The 22,903-nt window shown below is 64.6% G+C and carries 25 protein-coding genes (1 of these 25 only partly in view); 9 read left to right on the top strand and 16 right to left on the bottom strand.

Annotated features, from left to right (window positions below; all coding sequences use genetic code 11):
- Positions 1 to 584, top strand: the 3' portion of a protein-coding gene (locus AKN83_RS25470; protein WP_050405004.1) for a hypothetical protein. The gene continues 22 nt to the left of window position 1, outside the view; 584 of the gene's 606 nt are visible here — the last part of the coding sequence; its start codon lies off the left edge, out of view; the stop codon is at positions 582 to 584.
- Between the two features lie 84 nt (positions 585 to 668).
- Here the strand turns inward: AKN83_RS25470 and AKN83_RS25475 are convergent, their stop codons facing one another.
- Positions 669 to 1,757, bottom strand: coding sequence for a TRAP transporter substrate-binding protein (locus AKN83_RS25475; RefSeq protein ID WP_050405003.1), 1,089 nt, complete (start codon positions 1,755 to 1,757; stop codon positions 669 to 671).
- Between the two features lie 297 nt (positions 1,758 to 2,054).
- Between AKN83_RS25475 and AKN83_RS25480 the strand changes: the two genes are divergently transcribed.
- Positions 2,055 to 3,140 (top strand): NAD-dependent epimerase/dehydratase family protein, encoded by a 1,086-nt coding sequence (locus tag AKN83_RS25480; protein ID WP_050405002.1) that lies wholly within the window; start codon positions 2,055 to 2,057, stop codon positions 3,138 to 3,140.
- Between the two features lie 66 nt (positions 3,141 to 3,206).
- Here the strand turns inward: AKN83_RS25480 and AKN83_RS25485 are convergent, their stop codons facing one another.
- From AKN83_RS25485 to AKN83_RS25505, 5 genes are all read right to left on the bottom strand, one after another.
- A complete protein-coding gene (locus AKN83_RS25485; RefSeq protein ID WP_050405034.1) occupies positions 3,207 to 4,514 on the bottom strand; it encodes an NAD(P)H-dependent oxidoreductase in 1,308 nt (435 codons plus the stop codon).
- A gap of 71 nt (positions 4,515 to 4,585) precedes the next feature.
- Positions 4,586 to 5,386 (bottom strand): phytanoyl-CoA dioxygenase family protein, encoded by an 801-nt coding sequence (locus tag AKN83_RS25490; RefSeq protein ID WP_050405001.1) that lies wholly within the window; start codon positions 5,384 to 5,386, stop codon positions 4,586 to 4,588.
- 60 nt (positions 5,387 to 5,446) lie between these two features.
- Positions 5,447 to 6,121 (bottom strand): GntR family transcriptional regulator, encoded by a 675-nt coding sequence (locus tag AKN83_RS25495; RefSeq protein ID WP_050405000.1) that lies wholly within the window; start codon positions 6,119 to 6,121, stop codon positions 5,447 to 5,449.
- Between the two features lie 423 nt (positions 6,122 to 6,544).
- Complete coding sequence (locus AKN83_RS25500; protein WP_050404999.1) at positions 6,545 to 7,795, bottom strand: M20/M25/M40 family metallo-hydrolase; 1,251 nt, start codon at positions 7,793 to 7,795, stop codon at positions 6,545 to 6,547.
- A 56-nt stretch (positions 7,796 to 7,851) separates the two neighbouring features.
- A complete protein-coding gene (locus AKN83_RS25505) occupies positions 7,852 to 8,718 on the bottom strand; it encodes a sigma-70 family RNA polymerase sigma factor (protein WP_063695515.1) in 867 nt (288 codons plus the stop codon).
- Between the two features lie 117 nt (positions 8,719 to 8,835).
- Here AKN83_RS25505 and AKN83_RS25510 point away from each other — a divergent pair, with 117 nt between their 5' ends.
- Positions 8,836 to 9,291, top strand: a complete 456-nt coding sequence (locus tag AKN83_RS25510; RefSeq protein ID WP_050405033.1) for a carboxymuconolactone decarboxylase family protein — start codon at positions 8,836 to 8,838, stop codon at positions 9,289 to 9,291.
- 172 nt (positions 9,292 to 9,463) lie between these two features.
- On the opposite strand, the gene AKN83_RS25515 is transcribed toward AKN83_RS25510, so the two are convergent.
- Entirely contained in the window at positions 9,464 to 10,273 is an 810-nt protein-coding gene (locus AKN83_RS25515) for an alpha/beta fold hydrolase (protein ID WP_050404998.1), read from the bottom strand.
- Between the two features lie 145 nt (positions 10,274 to 10,418).
- Between AKN83_RS25515 and AKN83_RS25520 the strand changes: the two genes are divergently transcribed.
- Positions 10,419 to 10,961 carry a methylated-DNA--[protein]-cysteine S-methyltransferase gene (locus tag AKN83_RS25520; protein WP_050404997.1) on the top strand — a complete coding sequence of 181 codons (543 nt, stop codon included), beginning with the start codon at positions 10,419 to 10,421 and terminating at the stop codon, positions 10,959 to 10,961.
- A 45-nt stretch (positions 10,962 to 11,006) separates the two neighbouring features.
- Here AKN83_RS25520 and AKN83_RS25525 read toward each other — a convergent pair whose 3' ends face one another.
- From AKN83_RS25525 to AKN83_RS25540, 4 genes are all read right to left on the bottom strand, one after another.
- Positions 11,007 to 11,879, bottom strand: a complete 873-nt coding sequence (locus tag AKN83_RS25525; protein WP_050404996.1) for an MBL fold metallo-hydrolase — start codon at positions 11,877 to 11,879, stop codon at positions 11,007 to 11,009.
- Between the two features lie 251 nt (positions 11,880 to 12,130).
- Entirely contained in the window at positions 12,131 to 12,745 is a 615-nt protein-coding gene (locus AKN83_RS25530) for a glutathione S-transferase family protein (RefSeq protein WP_050404995.1), read from the bottom strand.
- A gap of 135 nt (positions 12,746 to 12,880) precedes the next feature.
- Positions 12,881 to 13,723, bottom strand: coding sequence for a fumarylacetoacetate hydrolase family protein (locus AKN83_RS25535; RefSeq protein ID WP_050405032.1), 843 nt, complete (start codon positions 13,721 to 13,723; stop codon positions 12,881 to 12,883).
- A gap of 158 nt (positions 13,724 to 13,881) precedes the next feature.
- A complete protein-coding gene (locus AKN83_RS25540; RefSeq protein WP_050404994.1) occupies positions 13,882 to 14,520 on the bottom strand; it encodes a TetR/AcrR family transcriptional regulator in 639 nt (212 codons plus the stop codon).
- A gap of 160 nt (positions 14,521 to 14,680) precedes the next feature.
- Between AKN83_RS25540 and AKN83_RS25545 the strand changes: the two genes are divergently transcribed.
- Entirely contained in the window at positions 14,681 to 15,052 is a 372-nt protein-coding gene (locus AKN83_RS25545) for a hypothetical protein (protein ID WP_050405031.1), read from the top strand.
- A 129-nt stretch (positions 15,053 to 15,181) separates the two neighbouring features.
- Here the strand turns inward: AKN83_RS25545 and AKN83_RS25550 are convergent, their stop codons facing one another.
- Positions 15,182 to 16,384 (bottom strand): alpha/beta fold hydrolase, encoded by a 1,203-nt coding sequence (locus tag AKN83_RS25550; protein ID WP_244522087.1) that lies wholly within the window; start codon positions 16,382 to 16,384, stop codon positions 15,182 to 15,184.
- Positions 16,385 to 16,636: 252 nt separating this feature from the next.
- Between AKN83_RS25550 and AKN83_RS25555 the strand changes: the two genes are divergently transcribed.
- On the top strand, positions 16,637 to 17,215 hold the full coding sequence (locus AKN83_RS25555) for a TetR/AcrR family transcriptional regulator (protein ID WP_050404993.1): 579 nt from the start codon (positions 16,637 to 16,639) through the stop codon (positions 17,213 to 17,215).
- A 156-nt stretch (positions 17,216 to 17,371) separates the two neighbouring features.
- On the opposite strand, the gene AKN83_RS25560 is transcribed toward AKN83_RS25555, so the two are convergent.
- Entirely contained in the window at positions 17,372 to 18,223 is an 852-nt protein-coding gene (locus tag AKN83_RS25560) for an MBL fold metallo-hydrolase (RefSeq protein ID WP_050404992.1), read from the bottom strand.
- A gap of 117 nt (positions 18,224 to 18,340) precedes the next feature.
- Between AKN83_RS25560 and AKN83_RS25565 the strand changes: the two genes are divergently transcribed.
- Positions 18,341 to 18,754: a DUF3775 domain-containing protein gene (locus tag AKN83_RS25565; protein ID WP_050404991.1), complete on the top strand. Its 414-nt coding sequence runs from the start codon at positions 18,341 to 18,343 to the stop codon at positions 18,752 to 18,754.
- A 172-nt stretch (positions 18,755 to 18,926) separates the two neighbouring features.
- Here AKN83_RS25565 and AKN83_RS25570 read toward each other — a convergent pair whose 3' ends face one another.
- The 3 genes from AKN83_RS25570 to AKN83_RS25580 all read right to left on the bottom strand — a co-directional run bounded on the left by AKN83_RS25570 (position 18,927) and on the right by AKN83_RS25580 (position 21,375).
- Positions 18,927 to 19,916, bottom strand: a complete 990-nt coding sequence (locus AKN83_RS25570; RefSeq protein WP_050404990.1) for an NADPH:quinone reductase — start codon at positions 19,914 to 19,916, stop codon at positions 18,927 to 18,929.
- Positions 19,917 to 19,941: 25 nt separating this feature from the next.
- Positions 19,942 to 20,724, bottom strand: a complete 783-nt coding sequence (locus AKN83_RS25575) for an SDR family oxidoreductase (protein ID WP_050404989.1) — start codon at positions 20,722 to 20,724, stop codon at positions 19,942 to 19,944.
- A 135-nt stretch (positions 20,725 to 20,859) separates the two neighbouring features.
- Positions 20,860 to 21,375: a CvpA family protein gene (locus AKN83_RS25580; RefSeq protein WP_050404988.1), complete on the bottom strand. Its 516-nt coding sequence runs from the start codon at positions 21,373 to 21,375 to the stop codon at positions 20,860 to 20,862.
- A 206-nt stretch (positions 21,376 to 21,581) separates the two neighbouring features.
- Between AKN83_RS25580 and AKN83_RS25585 the strand changes: the two genes are divergently transcribed.
- The gene (locus AKN83_RS25585) at positions 21,582 to 22,343 is read left to right on the top strand and encodes an SDR family NAD(P)-dependent oxidoreductase (RefSeq protein WP_050404987.1); all 762 of its coding nucleotides are present in this window, start codon (positions 21,582 to 21,584) and stop codon (positions 22,341 to 22,343) included.
- Positions 22,344 to 22,712: 369 nt separating this feature from the next.
- Positions 22,713 to 22,903, top strand: a 191-nt coding sequence (locus AKN83_RS38510) for a helix-turn-helix domain-containing protein (RefSeq protein ID WP_157113547.1), incomplete at its 3' end; no start/stop codon positions are given.

The following is a 22,903-nucleotide window of genomic DNA, read 5'->3' on the forward strand; positions in this document are numbered from 1 at the left end:
TAACTGCTGCGCTCGGCGTCGCTTGTCTTGCGATCGCCGTGACTGCAGCGTCGAACAGCGGCGCGTTCGCGCAGGCCAAGCAGCAGATGGCGCCGGCACCCGCGCAGGCCGCTCCTCCGGCGCAGGACCAGGCGCCGCCGATCAAGCAGATCGCGCTGACCGACAAGCAGGTCGAGGGTGCGATCGCTGCGGCCAAGGAAATGGATCCGATCACCGCCAAGCTCTCGCAGGACGCCAAGCCGGATCCGAAGATCGTTGCCCAGCTCGAGGCCATCGCCAAGAAGAACGGCTTCGCCAGCTATGACGAGTACAACAACGTCGTCGACAACATTTCGCTGGTGCTCGGCGGCTTCGACCCGCAGACCAAGAAGTATGTCGGTCCCGAGGCCGTCGTGAAGGCGCAGATCGCCCAGGTCCAGGCCGACAAGAAAATGTCGGCCAAGGACAAGAAGGACGCGCTCGCTGACCTCAACGAAGCGCTGAAATCGCCGCCGCCCGCGGTCGAGAACAAGGGCAATATCGATCTCGTGACCAAGAGCTACGACAAGCTGATGGAAGAGTTCGGCGGCAGCGACGACAACTGAGCTGAGATCCGAATCAAAGCCGAACCAAAAAATGAGCCCCGGAGAATTCCTCCGGGGCTTTTTTGTGCCTGATCCGGTGCCGGCTCAGGTGCGCGTGCGCATCCGCATCATGAAGCTGTCGAACGAAAGTTCGGCGACCTGCATCCAGGCCAGCGATTCGTTGCGATAGGCGGCGAGGCTCGCATACATCTTGCCGAAATGCGGATTGCTCTTGGTGAGATCGGCGTAGATCTCGTTGGCCGCGTTGTAGCAGGCCTCCAGCACTTCCTGCGGGAACGGCCGCAGCTGCGCGCCGGCCACGATCAGGCGCTTCAGCGCCGGCGGGTTCACCGCATCATATTTTCCGGTGACCCAGGTGAAGGTGTCTTCGGACGCGGCCTGGATCGCGGCCTGATAATGCTTCGGCAGCGCATTCCACTTGTCCTTGTTCATCACGTTGTGGCCTTGGCCGGTGCCTTCCCACCAGCCGGGGTAGTAGTAGAACTTCGCGACCTTGACGAAGCCGAGCTTCTCGTCGTCATACGGCCCGACCCATTCGGCGGCGTCGATGGTGCCTTTCTCCAGCGCCGGATAGATGTCGCCGCCGGCGATCTGCTGCGGCACGCCGCCGACCTTGGCGATGATGGTGCCGGCGAAGCCGCCGACGCGGAATTTCAGCCCCTGCAAATCCGCCATCGACTTGATCTCCTTCCGGAACCAGCCGCCCATCTGGGCGCCGGTCGAGCCGGTCGGGATCCCGACGCAGTTGTATTCGCCGAGCAGGTTGTTGATCAGCTCGCTGCCGCCGCCCCATTGCAGCCAGGAAATGTGCTGGCGCGTGTTGAGGCCGAACGGCAGCGAGGTGCCGAAGGTGAAGGCCGGGTTCTTGCCCCAGTAATAATACAGCGCGGTGTTGCCCATCTCGACCGTGCCGTTGGAGACCGCGTCGAGCACCTGCAGGCCCGGCACGATCTCGCCGGCGGCGAAGGACTGGATCTGGAAACGGTTGTCGGTGATTTCGGCGACACGCTTGCAGAAGAATTCGCAGCCGCCGTAGAGCGTGTCGAGAGCCTTCGGCCAGCTCGCCGCGAGCCGCCACCTGACCTCGGGCATCGATTGTGCGACCGCGGGCGCAGCCACCGCCGTCGCAGCCAGCCCAACGCCGCCTGCCTTCAAGAAATCACGACGCTTCATGCAATTCCCTCCTGTGTGCCGATGCCTCGACAAGGGGAACGATCTTGGTGCCGTCTTTCTTCGCCGATCGATCGACGTTGCTGTGGTGAATGTGTCCGGTGGCCCTCGATGGGCTCTTGTGTGTGGAATTCCGGGCGTCCGGTTCCATCGGTCAGGATGATCGTTTGCCTGGGGAAATCAAGCGGCTGCCTTCGTTGCAGCTGCGAAAGGAAATCGGCGCTGTCGGTCTTATCTGATACCTGTCGGCCTTGCCGTGATCTGCTACGACGGCAGGTGAGTTGATGGGAGTTCAGGGACATGGCCAACAAGAAAATCGTGGTCGCCGGCGCAACCGGCCTCGTGGGCAGTGCCGCCTTGCGACACTTCGGCGCAGCGGATGATTGCGAGCGCATCGCGCTGTCACGCCGCAAGCCGCGCGAACTCTATGGCGCGCGGCACGTGCCGATCGATCTGACCAATGCCGAGGATTGCCGCCGTGCCGCGACCGAGCTCGCCGGCGCAACGCACCTGATCTATGCCGCGTTGTTCGAGGCGCCCAGCCTGGTCGATGGCTGGCGCGATGCCGGGCAGATCGAAACCAACGACCGGATGCTGCGCAACCTGATGGGCGTGCTCGAACCCGTCGCGCCCGACCTCAAGCACGTCGCGCTGTTGCAAGGCACCAAGGCCTATGGCGTGCACGTCCGGCCGCTCACGGTGCCGGCGCGCGAGGGTCGTTCGGAGATGTACGAGCAGCCGAACTTCTATTGGGCGCAGGAGAACTTTCTGCGCGGGCTGCAACGCGGCAAGAGCTGGCACTGGACCATCCTGCGCCCGGTGCTGATCATCGGCGAAGCGATGCGCGGTGCGATGGATCTGATCCCGCCGCTCGGCGTCTATGCGGCTGTTCTGCGCGAACAAGGCAGGTCGCTGGATTATCCCGGCGGCGCGCCGCGCGTCGCGCAGGCGGTCGACGTCGATCTCCTGGCGCGCGCGATCGCCTGGTCGGGCGAGGCCCGGACCGCGCGCAATGAAGCGTTCAACGTCACCAATGGCGACGTCTTCACCTGGGAAAATATCTGGCCCGCCGTCGCGGATGCGCTCGAGATGACGCCGGGCCGTCATGTGCCGCTGTCGCTGGCGCAGGAGTATCCCAAATGGATCCCGCTGTGGGACGAATTGCGCAGCAAGCACGATCTGATCGCGCCGGGCCTGGAAGAGTTCGTCGGCCTCTCGTTCCAATATGCCGATTACAGCATGCGCTATGGCCAGACGGAGTCAGGTCCGCCCTCGATCGTTTCGACGGTGAAGATCAACCAAGCCGGCTTCACCGAGATGATGGATACGGAAGCGATGTTCCGGAAATGGTTCAGGCTGGCGAAGGCGAGCCGGTTGTTGCCGTAGTCGTTCGGGTGCCGCTCCACCTTCTCCCTCTCCCGTAAAGGACGGGGCGAGGTGAAAGGGAAGGAGCTACTGCGAAAACGCAGCTTCCATCGCCTTCCGCGTCCTGATCGTGTCGTTGCGCTCGTCGACCTCGACATCGCTCCAGCGCACCACGGCGCCATGGGCGACGTCGTTCTTCAGCTTGACGCGATGCGCGAGCCCGATCGGCATCGCACCGGCAGCAAGGCTGGCCGAGGCGGGCATCAGTTTGCCCCACACCGTGTAGCCGCCTTCGCCGTCGAGCATCTCGCCGGCGCGCAGGTAGCGCTTGGCCACCGCCGCGACGTCGCCGCGGAAGCCGCGCGGCTGCCCGGTCGGCTCGTTGCGCAGCGCCGCCGAGAGCACGGAAATGTTCAGCTCGAGCCCGATCAGATGATACGGCTTGTACATCGCCGCATAGCGGCCGGATGAGTCGGTCTTGAGGCCGTATTGCCTGAAGCAGTCGGTGGCATAATCGTTCGGCGCCTCCAGCACCACATAGACGCCCCAGCGCAGGTCGCGAAACACCGGACGGCCGTCGCGTTCCAGCGACGACACCACCTCGACGATGCCGGATTTCTCCAGCACCCCACCTTTGTCGCGCGGCCGCATCACATGCGGCAGGTCGTCGACGCCGCAGGGCGGAAACAGCAGGCCCTCCGACGGCACGTCGAGCGTGCAGGCGTTGGCGATCGCCGCCATCTCGATCGCGGATTTGGTGCCGTCGAGGAAGGAGTTGAACATCTGCGGGTTCATGCCGGCGGATTGCGCTTCGCCCGCGGTGAGCCCGTAATGCTGCCAGACGCCCTCCGGCGTCACGTCGTGATAGGCGGGCAGGTATTTGGTGCCTTTGCCGGCGGCGACGACGCGGAAGCCCGTGGCGCGCGCCCAATCGACCATCTCCGCAGTCAGCGCCGGCTGGTCGCCATAGGCGAGCGAATAGACCACGCCGGCCTTGCGCGCCTCTTCGGCGAGCAGTGGCCCCGCCAGCACGTCGGCCTCGACATTGACCATCACGACATGCTTGCCGGCTGCGATCGCCGCGCGGGCATGGCGGATGCCGACCGCGGGGTTGCCTGTGGCCTCGACCACGACATCGAACGCACCGCCCGCGATCGCGCGAGCGCCGTCATCGGTGAAGGTGGTTGCGCCGATCCGCGCATCGTCCCAGCCGACGGTGCGGCACGCCTCGCGCGCACGGTCGCGGTCGAGATCGACGATCACGGGCACCTCGAGCCCCGGCGTGTGCGGCACCTGCGACAGGAACATCGAGCCGAACTTTCCGGCGCCGATCAGGACGACGCGGACCGGTTTGCCGGCGGCGGCGCGGGTCTGGAGGAGGTGATGCAGGTTCATGTTGATCTTCCAATCCAAGTCGTCATTCCGGGCTCGACGCTTCGCGTCGCCCCGGAATGACAGCCGTTGGTTTACTCCGCCGCCTGCTTTGGTGCGCGGGCAAGCCGCAGCAGCGCGTCGTCGGCCACGGTCTGGATCGGCGTGAAGTCGCGGTGCGCGATGTAGTCCGGCCGCGTCGGGGTGCGGATGTAGTTCGAGACCGCGTTCAGCGTCAGATAGACGATCTTGCGCGGGTAGGGCGTGATGTTGCCGCTCGATCCGTGCACCAGATTGCCGTGGAACATCAGCATGCCGCCGGGCTTGCCGGTCGGCGCGACGATACCGCCCTGCTTGACGAGCCGGGTCACCGTCTCCTCGTCCAGTGTCCACAGCGGGTAGGACGTGGTTTCGAGATCGTGCGAGGCCTTGAGGTCGCCGGCGGTCTGGCTTTGCGGCACCAGCATCAGCGGGCCATTGATCGGCATCACCTCGTCGAGGAAGATCGCGATGTTCATAGCACGCGGCTCCGGCATGCCGTCGTCGCGCTTCCAGGTGCCGTAATCCTGGTGCCACTGCCAGACGTCGCCGGTGAAGGCTGCCTTGGCGTTGATCTTGAACTGATGCATGTAGACCTTCTCACCGAACAGCTGCTCGATGGGGTCGATCATGCGCGGATGCGCACCGAGAATTCCGAACGCCTCGTTGTAGAGATGCGCGGCGAACGCCGTACGCGGCGCACCGCTCTTCTCGCGCCACACCTCGGGCCGGTTGGCGTCATAGATCGCAACCGCCTCGCGCGCCAGGAAATCGACCTCTTCCTGGCTGAACAGTTCGGGCAGGAACAGCCAGCCTTCGCGATGGAAGAATTCGACCTGCTCTTGGGTCAGTTTCATGGTGCTTTCCTCCCTGTTGTTCTTTTCTGTGCTCTCTTCGTCATGGTCGGGCTTGTTTACTCACGCCGCCACGTCGATTGCCCTCAGCTTCTGTTCGGTCATCTGTCCCGCTGTCTGCGCATGCGCCAGCGCCGCGGCCTCGGCGGCTGAGGCGTTGCCGGAGAAAATATGCGCGGCGATGGTCTCGTGTTCGGTCCAGGCGCTGTCGCGATAATCGAGCTCGGCGAGCACGGTCGCCATCGAGCGGCGCATATGCGGCCATTGCGGCGCGATCATTTCCTCGATTGCGGTATTACCGGCCAGCCGATAGATCGCGCTATGGAAGTCGACGTCGAGTGCGATCAGGCGCGCCAGCTGGGCGTCGCCGCCGATCGCGCGTCCGGCTTCGAGCGCGCTCTCGAGCTGCGCGCGCGCCCCGGCATCCTCTTTCACATGCGTTGCGGCAAGCCGCGCCGCGAGCGCATCGATGGCGCCGCGCACTTCATAAAGCTCGCGGATGCGCTGCGGATCGAGCTGCGTCACCTCGAAGCCGCGCTTGCCGCTCTCCGCGACGAGGCCCTGCCGATGCAACAAATGCAGCGCGTGCGAGATCGGCTGGCGCGAGACGCCGAGCCGATCGGCCAGTTCGTTCTGGGTGATGCGCTGGCCGGGCAGCAGCGTGCGGTCGATGATCGCCTCGAGCAATCGCCCGTAGACCTGATCGATGAGGTTCGGGAGGGGGTCCAATGGAATCATGCCATCAGTCCAAATTGGAATACGGAATTCCGTGTTCGGTGGTGCAGCCTACTGCGCGTTGGAGGGACGGTCAAGCGCCGCATCTGCGGCGACCATAAGCATTTGCATATATTTGGTTTCTACCCATTGCAGCCGGACGCTGCGATCGTTGCCATGACCGACCAGTCTCATCGGTGAGCGGAGCAAGCGATACCCCTCTCCCCAACCTCTCCCGCAAGGGGGGGGGAGGGAACCCGTCCGCCGGTGCTCCCCTCACATCCTTTTCGCGCCGTTCCTGCGCACAATTCACCCACTCAATGTGAGGTGACCATAATGGGTCGAGCTCCCTCCCCCCTCGCGGGGGAGGGTTGGGGAGAGGAGTGGCCGCGGGCACCAGCGCAAAAGATTGGCATGTTGCTTCAACGGACGCCGCCGCGCGCGCCGCTACTTCGCCTTGCCCAGCTCCATCAGAATCCGCGTCATCAGATAGAGCCGCGGCACGATCGAGTTGGTGTCGATGTATTCGTCGCGGGCGTGATAGCCCCAGCCGGCGAGGCCGAAGCTTTCGACCACGACCGCTTTGCCGCTGCGCGCGGCGTAGCCGGCGTCGGTCGCGCCGCCGGTCATTTCCGCAATATCGAGTGTGCGGTCGAGCTCGGCGTAGATCGCCTGTCCCTGCTTGGCGAGCGCGCGGCCGCGATCACCAGCTACGAAAGGCGGACGGCCTGCGGTGACCTTCACAGTCACTTCGGTGTCGGGAATCAGTCTGTCTTTCACCTTTTCGTCGAGCGCCGCCTGCAGCTTCTGCACGCCGTCCGGAACGGTGAGGCGGATGTCGGCGCCGGCAGAGGCATGATCGGGGATCTGATTGCGCACGGTGCCGGCCTTCGCGGTGGTCCAGTTCAGCTGTGTGCCCGGAATGGATTTCGCGACGTCCTGGGTCTGCAGCAATTGATGCGCGAGCTCGAGCAGCGCGTTGCGGCCGAGCTGCGGCGCGGCGCCGGCATGCGAGGCCTTGCCCTTCACGTCCAGCGTGCCGGTCGCGGTGCCGCTGGCGCCGAGCAGCAGGCTTTCATTCTTGGCCACCGGCGGCGCCACCGTCGGCTCGCAGGACAGCACCACATCGTGCTGGTCGGCGAGCTCGGAGATGATCTCGCCGGAGCCGATCGAGCCGACCTCTTCATCCGGATTGAACGACACGGTCAGCTTGGCGTAGTCGCGCCAGCCCGTATCGTTCAGGATCTTCAGCGAATGCAGGATGACGGCGATGCCGCCCTTGTCGTCGGCAATGCCGGGCCCGTAGATCCTGTTGCCGTCGACCTTGTAGGGCTGGCTGTCGAGGATGCCGTGCTCATAGACCGTGTCCATATGCGCGATCAGCATCAGCTTCCTGCTGCCGGTGCCCTCGAAGGTGCCGATCACCATGTCGGCGCCGGCGCCCTTGGTGGTCTTGCGCCGCTCGGTCTTGGCGCCGAGCGCCTTCAGCCGCGCCTCGGTATAGTCGGCCATCTTCTTCAGGCCTTCGACATCCCCAGAGCCCGACTCGATCAGCACCATGTCGTGCAGGCTCTCGATCACCGCCGGCTGCGCTTGCTCGGCGGCAGCGCGCAGCTTTTCATCCGCGGCGGCAAAGGCGGGGGACGAGGCGAGGGCGAGCAAGCCGGCCGACGCGAGCAATTTGACGGATAGTTTCATGATTGTCCTCCCAGCAGTAAGCGCAAGGAGAACACTAGCATCGCAACTTTGCCGCGTCAGGTGCGATCCAGCACCTCGATATCGAGCGCTTCGATCGCTGCGGGCTCGGCGGTCGCATCGATCGCCGCGATCCGGTCGCCCGAGATCGTGACCCGCAGCACGACCCGCAGTGCGCCGCCGAGAATGACGGCAACGCCGATCTCGCCGTCGACCAGCGCCGGCCTTGCCGCCTGCGCGCGTCCCTTGAAGCTTTCGGCAACCGCAACTGCACCGCGGATCACCGGCAGCGAGCCGAGCCGCTGCGCGGCCTGATCGGCGCGCATCACGACGTCGGGCGCGAGCACCGCGAGCAGCCCTTCGAAATCGCCGTTGCGGGATGCCGCGAGGAAAGCCTCGACGATGCCGCGCTGCCGGCCGAGATCGGCATCCGGCGCGGGCGGCGCGCCCTGCACGCGGCGCCGGGCGCGGCTCGCCAGTTGCCGCGCGGCGGCCGGTGTGCGCCCGACGATCGGCGCGATCTCCTCGAACGGCACCGCGAACATATCGTGCAGCACGAAGGCCAGCCGCTCGGCCGGCGCCAGCGTCTCCAGCACCACGAGCAGCGCGGCGCCGACGGAGTCGGCCATTTCGGTCTCGCGCTCGGACGGATTGTCCGCGATCGGCTCCGGCACGTGCGCACCCATCGGCTCCTCGCGGCGCGATTTGCGCGAGCGCAGCATGTCGAGGCAGATCCGCGCGATCACCGTGGTCAGCCATCCCCCGAGATTGTCCACCGCAGCAGCGTCGGTGCGGCCGAGCCTGAGCCAGGTTTCCTGCACGGCGTCGTCGACGTCGGCGGTCGAGCCCAGCATGCGATAGGCCACCGCCCGCAGGCGTGGCCGGTTGGCCTCGAACTGTTCGGTGACAGAATTTTTCTCGTTCATCGGTCACATTCCCTTCGCTCGCTCCGTCATGGCCATGACGAACGGAAGTGGGCCGATGTGACAACAGACAACAGATCGGCACGGCTTCGTCAAAAGCCAAATCAGGAGAGTGACATGATGAAAGCCCGCATGAACCACCCGGTGATGGTTGTTCCCGATGCCATGAAGGCGCTGCAGGCGCTCAGCGAGAGCACCAAGCAGGCTTTGCCGGAAAAGCTGCTCGAACTGGTGCATCTGCGCGCCAGCCAGATCAATGGCTGCAGCGTCTGTGTCGACATGCACCCGAAGCTCGCGAAGCGCGCCGGCGAGACCGACGAACGGCTGTTCGCGGTCGGCGCCTGGCGCGACACGCCGTATTTCACCGAAGCCGAGCGCGCCGCGCTGGCGCTGACCGAAGCGGTGACCCGGCTCAGCGACCGCGAGGATCCGGTGACGGACGCGGTATGGGACGAGGCGGCGAAGCATTTCAACGAGCAGCAGCTTGCGTCCCTGGTGCTCGGCATCGCCGCAATCAATGTCTGGAACCGGCTCAATGTCGCCGTGCGCCAGCCGGTCGGTGTCTGGAAGGTGTAATATCTCTTGCCGCGCGCACAATGCACCCTCTCCCCTTGTGGGAGAGGGTGGCGCGATAAAGCGCAGCGGCATCGCGCCGGGTGAGGGGTTCCCTCCGCGGAAACACACCCCTCACCCGGATCGCATCTGTCGATGCGATCTGACCTCTCCCACAAGGGGAGAGGTGCACTTTTTACGCGGCCAGAAACTCCAGCACGATTTCGCAATAGCGCTGCGGGGCCTGCTCGAACATCGGGTGCGTGGTGCCCGGGATCATCTCGGTGCGCGCGCCCTTCACGTTGGCGGCAAGCGCGTGCAGCACCTTGGGCAGCACGCCCTTGGTGTTGGCGCCGCCGATGAACAGCGTCGGCGTCTTGATCGCCTCGGCGTCGGCCTTCGAGAACGGCGGCCGCTGGTCGCGGGTCTGGCCGATCAGCGTGGTCGCGTTGTCGCGCAAGAGCTGTTTGGACGTTGCTGGAATCCGCTTCCAGGCGCCGGGGCCTTCCAGCGCGTCCATGAAGGTCTGCAAGCCGCCGTCGATGTCGCCCTTGGCGATCTCCGCGGCACAGGCCGCAAAGCGCGCGGCCAGCGGCGAGGGGCCCGGCTTGAAGTCGGGATCGAGGCTCTCGTCGAGCTCGCCGCCGGGCTCGGCCAGGATCAGCTTGCGCAACAGGTCCGGCCGCCGCTGCGCGACACGGAAGCAGATATGGCCACCGCGGGAATGCCCCATCAGGTCGACCGGCCTGGTGTCGAATGTCTCGATGAAGGCGATCACGTCGTCGACATGCTGCGCGATCGAATAGGTGTCGCCGACGCCGTCCCAATGCGCCGGGAAGAAATGCCGCAGGCTGACCGCGATCACGCGATGCCGCCGCGTCAGCGGGCCGAGCACCGCCGACCAGATCCGGAAATCGCACAGCGAGCCGTGCACGCAGACCAGCGGCGGGCCCTCCCCGATATCGAGATAGGGCATGTCGAAACCGTTGACGTGGAGGCTGTGCATTTCGGGGCTCGCGGAGGGCAGGAGATGTTGTTGATTTGGCCGAAGTTCCCACGGAATTCGGGTGGATAGCAACATTCTCCAAGTCTAGATTTCAGATCAACAGCAGGCTCAAACATGTGAGCCGAAGGAACACATGGAGCGAGCCATGAGCGGCCAGCATTTTGCAATCTTCGAGACCATGATCGGCGCCTGCGGCGTCGTCTGGGGCGAGCACGGCGTCACCGCCGTGCAGCTGCCGATGGGCACCGAGGAGAAGACCCGCAAGCGGATCTTCCAGCGCAACGGCGACGTCACCGAGGCGGCGCCGCCGGCCGAGGTGCAGCACGCGATCGACGGCATGATCGAGCTGCTCGCCGGCAGGCCGAACGACCTCGCCGACATCGTGCTCGATCTCGACGGCGTGCCCGAGTTCAACCGCGGCGTCTACGACATCGCGCGGAAGATTCCACCGGGCAAGACCATGACCTATGGCGACATCGCCAAGCAGCTCGGCGGCGTCGAGCTGTCGCGCGACGTCGGCCAGGCACTCGGCCGCAACCCATGCCCAATCGTGGTGCCCTGCCACCGGGTGCTGGCGGCCGGCAACAAGCCGGGCGGCTTCTCGGCCAATGGCGGCGTCGTCACCAAGCTGAAGATGCTGCAGATCGAAGGCGCGATCGTGAACCACACGCCGAGCCTGTTCGATTGAGGACGATCACCCTCCCACTCAAGGGAGGGTGAAGCGAGCAAGCCTTTACTTCACGGTCTCGCACACGAACCCATTGCCCTTCCGCCTGATCTTGCCGACGGTCGGCGAGGGGAAGTGCGCGGGGCAGCACAGCGTGTCGGTGTCGCAATAGCGCTCCAGGAAGCTGCGTCGCGTCTTCGCGGCCAGTGCCGGGTCGACGTCGAACTTCGGCGACAGCTCCGGATAGAGCGTCTGGATCGGCGAGTGCATCAGATCGCCGGCAAACACCGCATCATCCTTGCCGCGGCCGAAGGTGAAGGCGACATGGCCTGGCGTGTGGCCGGGTGTCGGCAGCACGCGCATATGGTCGCCGATGGCGAAATCATTGCCGACCAGCTCGGCCCGCTTGGCTTCGACCACGGGCAGCACGCTGTCGACGAAGGGCGGGACCTCGGCCTTGGCGTTGGTCTCCGTCCAGTAGTCGAATTCGCCTTTGTCGAACACGTAACGCGCGTTCGGGAAGGTCGGCGCCCAGCGGCCGTTCTCCAGCCGCGTGTTCCAGCCGACATGGTCGACGTGCAGATGCGTGCACATCACATAGTCGATATCGCCGACCGAGAAGCCCGCCGCGGCGAGGCCGCGCAGGTAATTGTCGTCGGTCTTCATGTTCCAGCTCGGCCGTCCCGGTCGCGGCTTGTCGTTGCCGATGCAGCTGTCGATCAGGATGGTGTGGTGCGGCGTCTTCACGACGTAGGACTGGAACGCCAGGATCAGCGTGTCGCTGTCATCGAGTGCGCCGGCCGCCTTCATCCAGCCGCGGTTCTCGGCGAGCAGCTCCGGCGTCAATCCGGGCAGCATGTCGTGGGCAGGCAGGAACAGCCCTTCTTCCTCGACAATGCGATGAATGGTGAGATCGCCGGCGGCAAATTTCAGACTCATGGGGATTCCTTGACGTTGGCGTTTGCGAGCGAAGTGGAGTGCGGTTGGCGTGAAGAGACCGCGTAAAAAGCCAGTGCGCGGCGCGCATGGCGGGAATGCTGATGTTGGCGAGGATATCCGTCGCCGCAAGGTCTTGCTCCGGCGGCCCGTACCGGGCTGCCGTCATCATCATCACAAAGTCGAGATCGGAGGCGTTCAGCGCGGGCACCAGGCGCGCGCTGAAAATCGAATGGCGGGGACGCTTTGCGTTGCTAGGCCGCAGGCGGCGCCGAGATCTTCACCGACGGCCGCTCCAGCATCTTCTGGTAGAAGGCGTCGAGCTTCGGATAGGCCTTGCGCCAGCCGCAATCGGCGAACCGGAGATCGGCGTAGCCGAGCACGCAGACGAGGCCGATCTGCGCGATGTCGAACGATGAACCGTTCAGCACGTCCGGCCGGTTCTCGAACCGCGCCATGCCGGCCCAGGCCCGGTTCCAGTGATCGTCGTACCAGGCCTGCCACAGCGAGCCCTGCGGCCGCACCATCTTCTCGTAGCGGCACAGCAGCATGGAATCGAGCATGCCGTTGAGCAGCGAGTGATCGGTCTTCAGCTGCCAGCGTCGCGGACCGTAGCCCGGAATCAGCCGGCCGCCGCCGATCTCGTTGAGATATTCGACGATGACGTAGGAATCCAAAATGACGTCGCCATGGTCGAGGATCAGCACCGGCAATTTCTTCAACGGCGAGATCCTGGAATATTCGTCATTGGTCGTGCCCGGCGCGACGCTGGCCGGTACCAGCTCGATCTTGTCAGTCAGGCCGAGCTCGATCGCCGCGATGCGTACCTTGCGGGCGAACGGGGAGGCGGGAGAGAAGGTGAGTTTCATGTGAGGCCCCTCTGCTGTCGAATTGGATCGTCATTGCGAGGAGCGAAGCGACGAAGCAATCCATTCATCCGCAGCTGTGGAGAGATGGATTGCTTCGCTTTGCTCGCAATGACGGTAGTGGGCACTAGCCGGACCTTACGCCCCAACGATCTCCTGGCGCTGCTCGCCGAGGCCTTCGATGCCGAGCGTCACGACGTCGCCGACGTTGAGGAAGGTCGGCGGCTTCATGCCGAGGCCGACGCCGGGCGGGGTGCCTGTGGTGATGATGTCACCGGGCAGCAGCGTCATGAACTGCGAGACGTAGGAGATGCACTTCGCCATCGTGAAGATCATGGTCTTGGTCGAGCCGGTCTGGCGGCGCTGGCCGTTGACGTCGAGCCACATCGACAGGTTCTGCACGTCGGCGATTTCATCCTTGGTGACGAGCCACGGGCCGACCGGACCGAACGTGTCGTGCGACTTGCCCTTGGTCCACTGTCCGAGGCGCTCGGTCTGGAAGTTGCGCTCGGAGACGTCGTTACAGACGCAATAACCGGCGACGTGGTTCAACGCGTCGGCTTCCGAGACGTACTTGGCGCGGGTGCCGATGATCGCGGCGATCTCGACTTCCCAGTCGAGCTTGGTCGAGCCGCGCGGCTTCTCGACCGCATCGTTCGGGCCGGACAGCGAGGTGTTGGCCTTCATGAAGATGATCGGTTCAGTCGGGATCGCGGCGCCGGTTTCCTTGGCATGGTCGGAATAGTTGAGGCCGATCGCGACGAACTTCGAGATGCCGGTGACCGGGGCGCCGAAGCGCGGCTTGCCGGAGACGGCGGGGAGGGAGGCGGGATCGAGGGCGGCAAGCTTCTTCAGCGAGTCCGGCGAATAGGCGTCGCCGGTCAGGTCCTTCAGATGGGCCGACAGGTCGCGGAGCTGGCCGGATTTATCGATCAGCCCGGGCTTTTCCGCACCCTTTTCGCCATAACGAACAAGCTTCATGTTGATCACTCCCTACGGTGTCTTGAGGATTGTTACTGGCATACCTCGACACGTTTCATGGAACAGCGCGGGAGGAAATTCAACCGCCTGTCGCCGCAGGCATTGCAGCCATCACCTGCCGGCGTAGCCGCCGTGCGCCGGTTCTTTCCAAATGCCGGTCATGATCGCGAATGCGGCGGGGCCAGCATCCGCGTGAACATCTCTTCCAGCAGGCGGCACGGCGGCTCGGGATCGCGGATGCCCGCTGCGATCGCGTCGTCGACCACGGCATGCATGCCGTCGAACACGATCAGCGCCGCGCTGCGGGCATTCGGGAATGCCCAGACGCCGGCTGTCCGGCCGTCCTCCAGCACGCCGACGACCTGTGCGATCACGTCGTCCTTTTCCTGCGACTGGCGCTGATGATGCGTGAAGTCGTGAAACACGACGTCATGCAGCTCGACGTTGGCAAGATAGGTTCCGACCGCGCCGCGCAGCCAGGCGGACAGCCGCCCGGCGTGGTCGTCCGCGGCGCGCTCGCCGATCGCGGCGGCAACGCGAGAGAGGAAATCCTGCGTGAAGCGCGCGCGCAGCGCAATGATCACATCCGCCTTGGTCGAGAAGTAATGGTAGAAGGTGCCTTTGGCGACGCCGGCCCGCGTGACGATGTCGTCGATCGTGGTGGCCTCGATGCCTTTCGCAATGAACAGCGCTGCGGCCGCCGACATCAAATCGTCCACCCTGACCTCGGCGGGCCGCGTGCGTCGCCAATGCTGCGATGTGCCGCGCGTGGTCCCCGCCTGTCGCTTCCCGATCATCCATCCGCTCCCGATATCCGATTCCGGAATCGCATATTTAGAATGCCTTTGAAATAGCTTAGATGAATTGACCGACCGTCAGTCGATGGATATTTGTGCCTCGCCGCCGGCCGGATCGACCGATCAGCACGGTCCGGCGCCGTCACATGAGGAAGCTTCCATGAAATTCTTTCGCGAAGCCGAGCCCGGCATCTTCATCGCGACCGGCCGCCTGCAGACCGAGCAGGATGGCTGCGACTGGACCGCGGAATACACCGCGCTGCTTGCAGCGAACCGTCCGTTTGCCGTGATCGTCAATGTCAACGATCAGCCGGATGTCGCCGCCGGCAAGCCGATGGTGCTGTGGATGAAGGCGCACAAGGCCGAGCTCGGCCGATTGATCCGGGTCACGGTCTACATCGCCGATGATGAGGAGGAGCGCGCCGAGCTCGAGCGCAACCTTCCCGGACGGGCCAAGGCGTTGCCCTATCCGGCCGCGATCGCCGCCAGCGAGGCCGACGCGCTCTTCCTCGCGCGCGCCAGCTTGATCTAGGGCGCGGACTCATCAACGCGCAACCATAGCGCAAGCTGGACCAAGGCGAGGTGATTGACGGCAAGCTGTCGACACGCGTTGCGACCCGACGACGCTATTTGATCCGATCGAAGAACGGTGACGCGAGGCCTAACGCGCGCCAGGTCCGAAATCGCTGATGTGGTCAGCCGCACCGGTTTTCTTGGTGAAGGCGAGCAGCAGCGCACCGAGCCGAACCGGCTGCTCCTGTTGGATCCAGTGACCGGCGCCGTCGATCAGCGCGATGTCGCCCATCCTCGTCGCCGCCTTCGTCCTCATCAGATCGAGCGCGCCCGGCGCCGCATAGGTGCCCCAATCGCTTGTCCCGCCGATGAAGAGCGACGGGACATCGATCGTCCTGCCCGAAAGCAGGCGCAACTCAGCGTTCAGGTCAGGATCGGAAAAGACGCGATAAGCCTGCAGGGCGCCTTGAAACCCGGTGCGGCCATACTCCTCCGTGTACACGCCAAGCTCCGGCTCGGTGAGCCATTTGCAGGCCGAGACCTCGGCCGCGGAAGGGTGGAATGGAGCGACGGTCTGCGGCATCGCCTTGCCAAGATCCATCACGTAATAGGTGGGCATTTGCGCAAGTTCGGTGGCAGTTCGCGCCTTCAATGGATGCGGCTTGTTGCCCGGCCAGTCAGCGCTCTTGACGTGGAAGAATGCGCGAAGAAACGCGTGGAGGCCTTGAGGGGGGTGCCACATGTCATCGTTTGCCCCCCGTGTGCTCAGGTATTGCTGATAATACTGTCTCGGCGGATCGAGCGCCGCCAGCGCGGCCGCTAACGTTTGATCGTCAGTGTTCGGTCGAACCGACGATGGCTCGCGGTCCGCAATGTCGAACGGAAACGCCGGCACACCGGGAAACGGTGCGCTCATCAGCACCACCGAGGGAAAGACGTCAGGTCGCGCCAGCGTACAATAGGCCGCCACGGGCGAGCCGAAGTCGTGCCCGACGAGCATTGCCGTGCGCCGATATCCCAACGCCGAAACCAGTCCGAGGGCATCACGCGTCATGTTCAGGAGGCTGAACGATGCCAGCGGGGCGTCATAGCTGTTCACCCAACCGGTGGTGCGGCCGAAGCCCCGCTGGTCGGGCGCCACCACGTGGTATCCGGCGTCGGCAAGTAGCGGAAGCAGGTGTCGCCAGCCATATGCCAAATCCGGAAAGCCGTGCAGAAGCAGCGCGAGCGGCCGGCCGCGGCTTTCGTAACCGGCTTCGAGAATATGGACATCGAGGCCATTGACCCCGCGGATCATGCGCGAGCGAACCGCCTTGGGAAGCGTGCCCTCGCCATATGCCGATGTGGTCAAATCAACTTCTCCTATGGGCTTTGCGCGGGCCGGCCGAAGTGAAGCCGCGACCAGGCCGGCCGCGCCCATCGCCAAGACGGCTCGTCGAGATGCCGATGGCTCAAAACTGACGGGATCACTCATGAGGAGCGCACCGTCCGCGTGCAGGCGCCTGACCTGGGCATTGAGGCATCGTCGGTTTCCTACTATGGCGATCACCATACTATGTCGATCGCCATAGTAGCGTCAAGCGAAAGGTGTTACGGTCACGGCATGCCACGTAAGACTGACGCCCGCGCTCGCGCGATTGCCACGGCCGAACGCCTGTTTCGCATCCAGGGCTACACGGCGACCGGATTGACCCAGATCATTGAGGAAAGCGGTGCGCCCAAAGGATCGTTCTACTTTCACTTTCCACGCGGCAAGGCACAGCTCGCAGAAGAAGCAATCGATCATTATGTCGCGGGTAGAATTGCGGTCCTGCGGAATATCTCGGCGAATACGACGGGCGATGCGCTGAAGTTTGTTCAGCAGCTTTTCAGCGCATTCGCGGCCGAAATGGTCGCCTCGGATTTCCAGTACGGATGTCTGATGCAAAATCTGGCGAATGAGCTGCCCGCGCTCGACGCTGAGCTGACCAAACGGGTAGCGCGCGGATTTGTCGATTCGACCGAGATCGTCGCTGAGCATTTCAGAGGGTGCGGTTTCGCTCCCGCGCGCGCGTCCTCTACCGCAGCCGCGTTGGTAGCCGCTCTCGAAGGCGCGAGAACGATTGCCCGCCTGGAGCGCACCCCGGCTGTATTCGAAGCGCTCGCGGATGTGAGTTGCCAAAGCTGCCTGTCACCAAAATGACGAGAGGTTCGCCGCCGCGATAACCTCATGTCGGCTCCCGGCCCTTCAAGACATAGATCTCGGCCGCTTCGCGCGCGAAACGGATCGCGAAACGAAGAAGTTGATGGGTACACGGCCTCAGGCATGATCCGATAGATCATGCTCCATCAAAGCAGCTCACGGCTCGAGCGCGACGAACCTGAAAGCGTCGCCGTCGCGCTTGATGTGGCCGGCGTTGAAATGCCCGCCGATCACCAGCGTCGGCGTGTCGGCGAAGCGCGAGAACAATTCGCGCCGCGTCGCGGCCGACTGCTTCTGGTCGGAGTCTGCGGTCGACGACCAGTCGAGGTGGTACATCTGGCAGGGATGATGCGCGACGTCGCCGGTCAGCAGTGCTTCCGCGCCGCCGGACCTGATGTGGATGCTCATGTGGCCGGGGCTGTGCCCCGGCGTCGGGATCAGTGTGATCTCCTCGGTCAGGCGATGGTCGCTCGGCGCCAGCTCGGCCTTGCCGGCATCGGCGATCGGCTTCACCGAGTCGGCGAACACGGCGGCATGCGCGGCATCGTCGCTATGGTCGCGCCAGTGCTCGAATTCGGTCCGGCCGAACACGTAACGCGCATTGGCGAAGGTCGGCACCCATTTGCCGCCGACGAGCTTCGTGTTCCAGCCGACATGGTCGACATGCAGATGCGTGCACAGCACGGTATCGATGCCGTCAGGCGCAAATCCGGCCGCGGTCAGCTTCTCCAGGAACGGATCGCTGCGGTTGTTCCAGGTCGGCACGTTGCGACCCTGCTTGTCGTTGCCGAGCCCGGTGTCGACGATGATGCGGTGCTCCGGCGTTTCCACCAGCAGCGAGTGGATCGACATTTTCAGCCGGCCATCCTCGTTGGCGAAATGCGGGATCAGCCAGGGCAGGCTCTGGATCTCTTCCCGTCCGGCCAGCGGCAGGATGAAGCGCGTGCTGCCGACGGTCTCGAGCTCGACGACTTTTGTGATCTTGACCTTGCCGATCGTCCATTGCATGCGGCGTGCCCTCGGTTTCTTGTTTCTTACCGGACCATGCTTGTTTCCGCGCGCCGGCGCAATGGATCGAGTCGGCGCCTCCCGCGTTACTGTTCGTTGCATCGAAGGAGTGCGCGAATGCCGGAACTCACAATCTCCCCTGAAAAGGTTGGCTTCTTGATCGAGAAGGCGCGGGAATTCGACGTCAAGGAGGGGATCGTCGATCCCGACTCCGGCTCGAATGGGGCCGACGACGAGATGATCGACGTGCTGGAGGATAACGGCAGCGATCCGGTGGCGCGCGAGATATCGGGATTCATCGATGCGCTGAGCGAGGACGAGCAGGTCGACCTCGTCGCGCTGATGCGGCTCGGCCGCGGCGACGGCACGATCGAAGAATGGGCCGATCTCCGCCGCGAAGCCGCGCGCGGACGCAACGGACGTACCGCAAGCTATCTCTTGGGCGAGCCGATGCTCGGCGATCTGGTTGCCGAAGGGCTCGACGAGTTCGGCATACCACCGAGCGACGCGCGCATCACGCCGGTTCAGTAGGCAGTCGAAGCGTGCTGTTCCCCTTTCCTCGCCCCGCTTGCGGGGAGAGGTCGTAATTCAAGCTAAGCTTGAATTACGGGTGAGGGGGAGTTTCAGCATACTTCGCTATCACCTTCGCGGTGACAGCCCCTCACCCCAGCCCTCACCCGTAAGAACGGGGAGAGGGGGAAGATCATCGGGCGCAGTCGACGATCACGGTGCCGATCTTGTCGCCTTTCTCGACGGCGAGATGGGCATCGGCGGTCTCGGCGAGCCCGAATTGGCCGGCGATGTTGTGCACGCGGGTGCCCGATTCCAGCCATTTGGTGATGTCGGCCTGCGCGGCGGCGAGCAGCGGCGGCGGCAGCGCGAACAGCACCAGCGAACGCACGGTGATGCATTTCTCCATCAATTCGCGCACCGGCAGCACGGGGGTGCGGTTGCCATTGCTGGCGTAGACCGCGATCGTGGAATTCTGCGCCATGAGCTTCAGCGTGGTGGCGAGGTTGCCGCCGAAATCGACGTCGATCACGCGGTCGACGCCCCGGTTCTCGGTGAAGGCCATCACCTTGGAGACGACGTCCTCGGTGCGGTAGTTGACGACGGTGTCGGCGCCGGCGAGCCGGGCCTCGACGTCCTTGACCTCTGAGCTCACTGTCGCGATCACGCGCGCACCGCCCCATTTGGCGAGCTGCACGGCATAGTGGCCGACGGCGCCGGCGCCGCCGGTGACCAGCACCGTTTGGCCGGAGATCGGTCCGTCGGCAAACAGCGCACACCACGCCGTCATGCAGGGGATGCCGAGCGTCGCACCCGCAGCGAACGACACGTCCGGCGGCAACGGCGTCACCAGATAGTCGGCGAGCGTGATGTACTCGGCCGCGGTGCCGAAGGCGCGGCCGTTGCGCTGGCCGTTGAACAGCCAGACGCGGTCGCCGAGGGCAAAGCGCGTCACGCCTTGACCGATCTGGTCGATGATCCCGGCGCCGTCGCTGTTCGGGATCACGCGTGGAAACTCCATCGCGCGATAGTTGCCGCTGCGGCGGCCGACATCGGCCGGATTGACGCCGGATGCCTCGAGCCGAACCCGGACCTCGCCCGGGCCCGCGTCGGGTGTCGGCATTTCGCCGACGGTAAGCACCGCCGGCGCCGCACCGGTTCGTTCGTACCAGACGGCTCTCATCGAGCGCCCCTTTCGAGCGGCGGCACTAGAGCGTGCCCGGGAAGGCACCGCCGTCGAGTAGCAGATTCTGCCCGGTGATGAAGCCGGCCTTGGCGCCGCACAGGAAGGCGCAAGCGTAGCCGAATTCGTCGGGATGGCCGAAGCGGCCCGCGGGGTTCAGCTTGGCGCGCTCGGCCAGCACCTGCTCGGCCGAGATGCCGCGCTTCTCGGCCTCGGGCTTTGCGGTGCCGCGCAGGCGGTCGGTCTCGAACGGGCCCGGCAGCAGGCCGTTGATGGTGACGTTGTTGATCACGGTCTTGCGCGACAGGCCGGCGACGAAGCCGGTGAGGCCGGCGCGGGCGCCGTTGGAGAGGCCGAGGATCTCGATCGGCGCCTTCACCGCGGCCGAGGTGATGTTGACGATGCGGCCGAACTTGCGCGCCATCATGCCGTCGACGGTCGCCTTGATCAGCTCGATCGGCGTCAGCATGTTGGCGTCGATCGCCTTGATCCAGTCGTCGCGGGTCCAGTTGCGAAAATCGCCGGGCGGCGGGCCGCCGGCATTGTTGATCAGGATGTCCGGTTCGGGGCAGGCCTTGAGCACGGCTTCGCGCCCTGCCGCGGTCGTGATGTCGCCGACGATCTCGGTGACGGTGATGCCGGGGTGTGCCTTGCGGATCTCGTCGGCGGTCTGCTTCAGCGCCTCGGCGCCGCGCGCGGTCAGCGTGACATGCACCCCTTCATTGGCGAGCGCGATCGCGCAGGCGCGGCCCAGTCCCTTGCTCGATGCGCAGACGATGGCGCGGCGGCCTTTGATTCCAAGATCCACGAGTTCACTCCCTGTGATGTCGGGTAGGTTTTTAAAGTTTCGCTGGCGCCAGTCTAGCCAAGCCCGGCGGCGCCGGTAAGAGAGGTGCAATGCATAAGTGCATGCCGGGCAGGAACTGGGGGATGAGCCGTTGGGTTAGATGCGCTGCTCGCGCCGCAGCCGCTCGATCGCCATGGTGGCTTCGGGCGGCAGCGAGCGGAATCCGGCCTGTCCGGCGGCGGAGAACCACGGCCGGAATTGCGATCCGTTGAGGAATTGCGGCTGTTTGGCGAGCGGCACCAGTTGATCGAACACCAGCACCAGCGTGGTCACGACGAGGCCGACCCTGAGCGCGCCGAGCAGCGCACCGCCGAGCCGGTCGCCGATCCCGATCTCCGAGCCCATAGTGTCGTCGAGCATCGTCCGCGCCATCTTTCCGAGGATGACGCCGATCAGGAGGAAGAGACCGAACAGCAGCACCCCATTGGGCGGAAGCGGCGAGGACGGCAGCGTTGCGATGTGAGGCCCGACCATCGCCAGCACCGCGACCGCAAGCGGCATCGCGACGAGATAGGCCAGGATGGTGACCGCGCTGCGCAGCAGGCCGGTCGTGAAGCCGGTGACGACCGCGAACAGCAGCCCGAGCGTCACGAAGATGTCGAAGAGGTTCATGGATAAGGAATTCCTGCCCCAATCTCCTAAAGCACGATCCGGAAAAGTGCGAAGCGGTTTTCCGATGAGATCATGCTCAAAGAGCTAAGGCGCGATGACGATTCAACCTAATCACATCGCGCTTTAGCGTCCCTGGTTGATCAAACCTGCTTACATCAGGGACAATTGTCGCTATCACTCGTCCGCTGCAATCCGGGAGCCTGTCGATGTCCGACCTATTCGATGTCAGTAAAGAAATCATCCTCGTCACCGGCGCCTCCCAGGGGCTTGGACGGCAATTCGCCCGCGTGCTGGCGGCGCATGGCGCTGCGGTGGTGCTGGCGGCGCGGCAGACCGCGAAGCTGAAAAGTCTCGCGGAGGAGATCAATGCCAAAGGCGGCCGCGCTGCCGCGGTGCAGATGGACGTCGCGGACATATCCGGCATCGCGAAGGCGCTCGACACCGCTGAAGCCGCGCTCGGTCCGGTCTCGGTGTTGATCAACAATGCCGGCATCGCGATCGAGAAGCTCGCGACCGAGCAGACCGAGGCCGATTGGGACGCCGTGGTCAACGCCAATCTGAAGGGGGCTTACTTCCTCGCGACCGAGCTTTCGCGGCGGATGATCCTGCGCAAGCAGCCGGGCAACATCATCAACGTCGCCTCCGTGCTCGGACAGGGCGTGCTCAAATCAGTCTCGCCCTATGCGATCTCCAAGGCCGGCATGATCCAGGGCACCAAGGCGATGGCGCTTGAGCTCGCCGGCAACAACATCCGCGTCAACGCGCTGGCGCCGGGATATATCGACACCGAGATGAACCACGATTTCTGGTCGACGCCGGCAGGCGAACGTCTCGCAAAACGGATTCCGCAGCGCCGGGTCGGTGCCGAGACCGATCTCGACGGCGCGATCATGCTGCTGGCCTCGAACGCCTCGCGCTACATGACCGGCACCGTGGTCACCGTCGATGGCGGGTTCCTGCTGAACTAGCTTCGTAAGCGGGGGGGCATGCGTCCCGGATTACGCTACGCTCCATCCGGGCTACGCTTACGGAGAAGATGCGAGGCGACATCCTCGTCCACCGCCGTCGTCGCCCGGCCCGACCGGGGCGATCCAGTACGCCGCGGCCTCTCGGCTCACGCGCTGCGGTCTCTGGAATACTGGTTCACCCGCTTGCGCGGGTGATGAAGCTGAGCAAGCCAAGGGCCGTCTGCACAATTTCGGGATAATAGAAAGTACCGCTGATTTGCCCGACGTGTCAAGTCGCGGTGTCCGCCGGTGTCAGTAGCGCGTGATCTGTCGCCTGTTTGTAGCTCGTGAAGTGTCGTGTTTTTGGTGCCCCGGAACCAAGGGGGCGCGATGGGCACGGCATCCATTCACGAGGGTGTACGACGGATGCGGTTTTCAGATTTGCTGGAGCGGACGGAGGCCAAGGAGCTGACGCAGGAGGCGGCGTCGGAGGTTCTGGGGATCAGCGTAAGGACGTTTCAGCGCTGGGCGGAACGCTTTGAGGCGGAGGGCGATGCCGGGCTTGTCGACCGGCGTATGGG

Source organism: Bradyrhizobium embrapense, assembly GCF_001189235.2.
Lineage (GTDB): Bacteria > Pseudomonadota > Alphaproteobacteria > Rhizobiales > Xanthobacteraceae > Bradyrhizobium > Bradyrhizobium embrapense.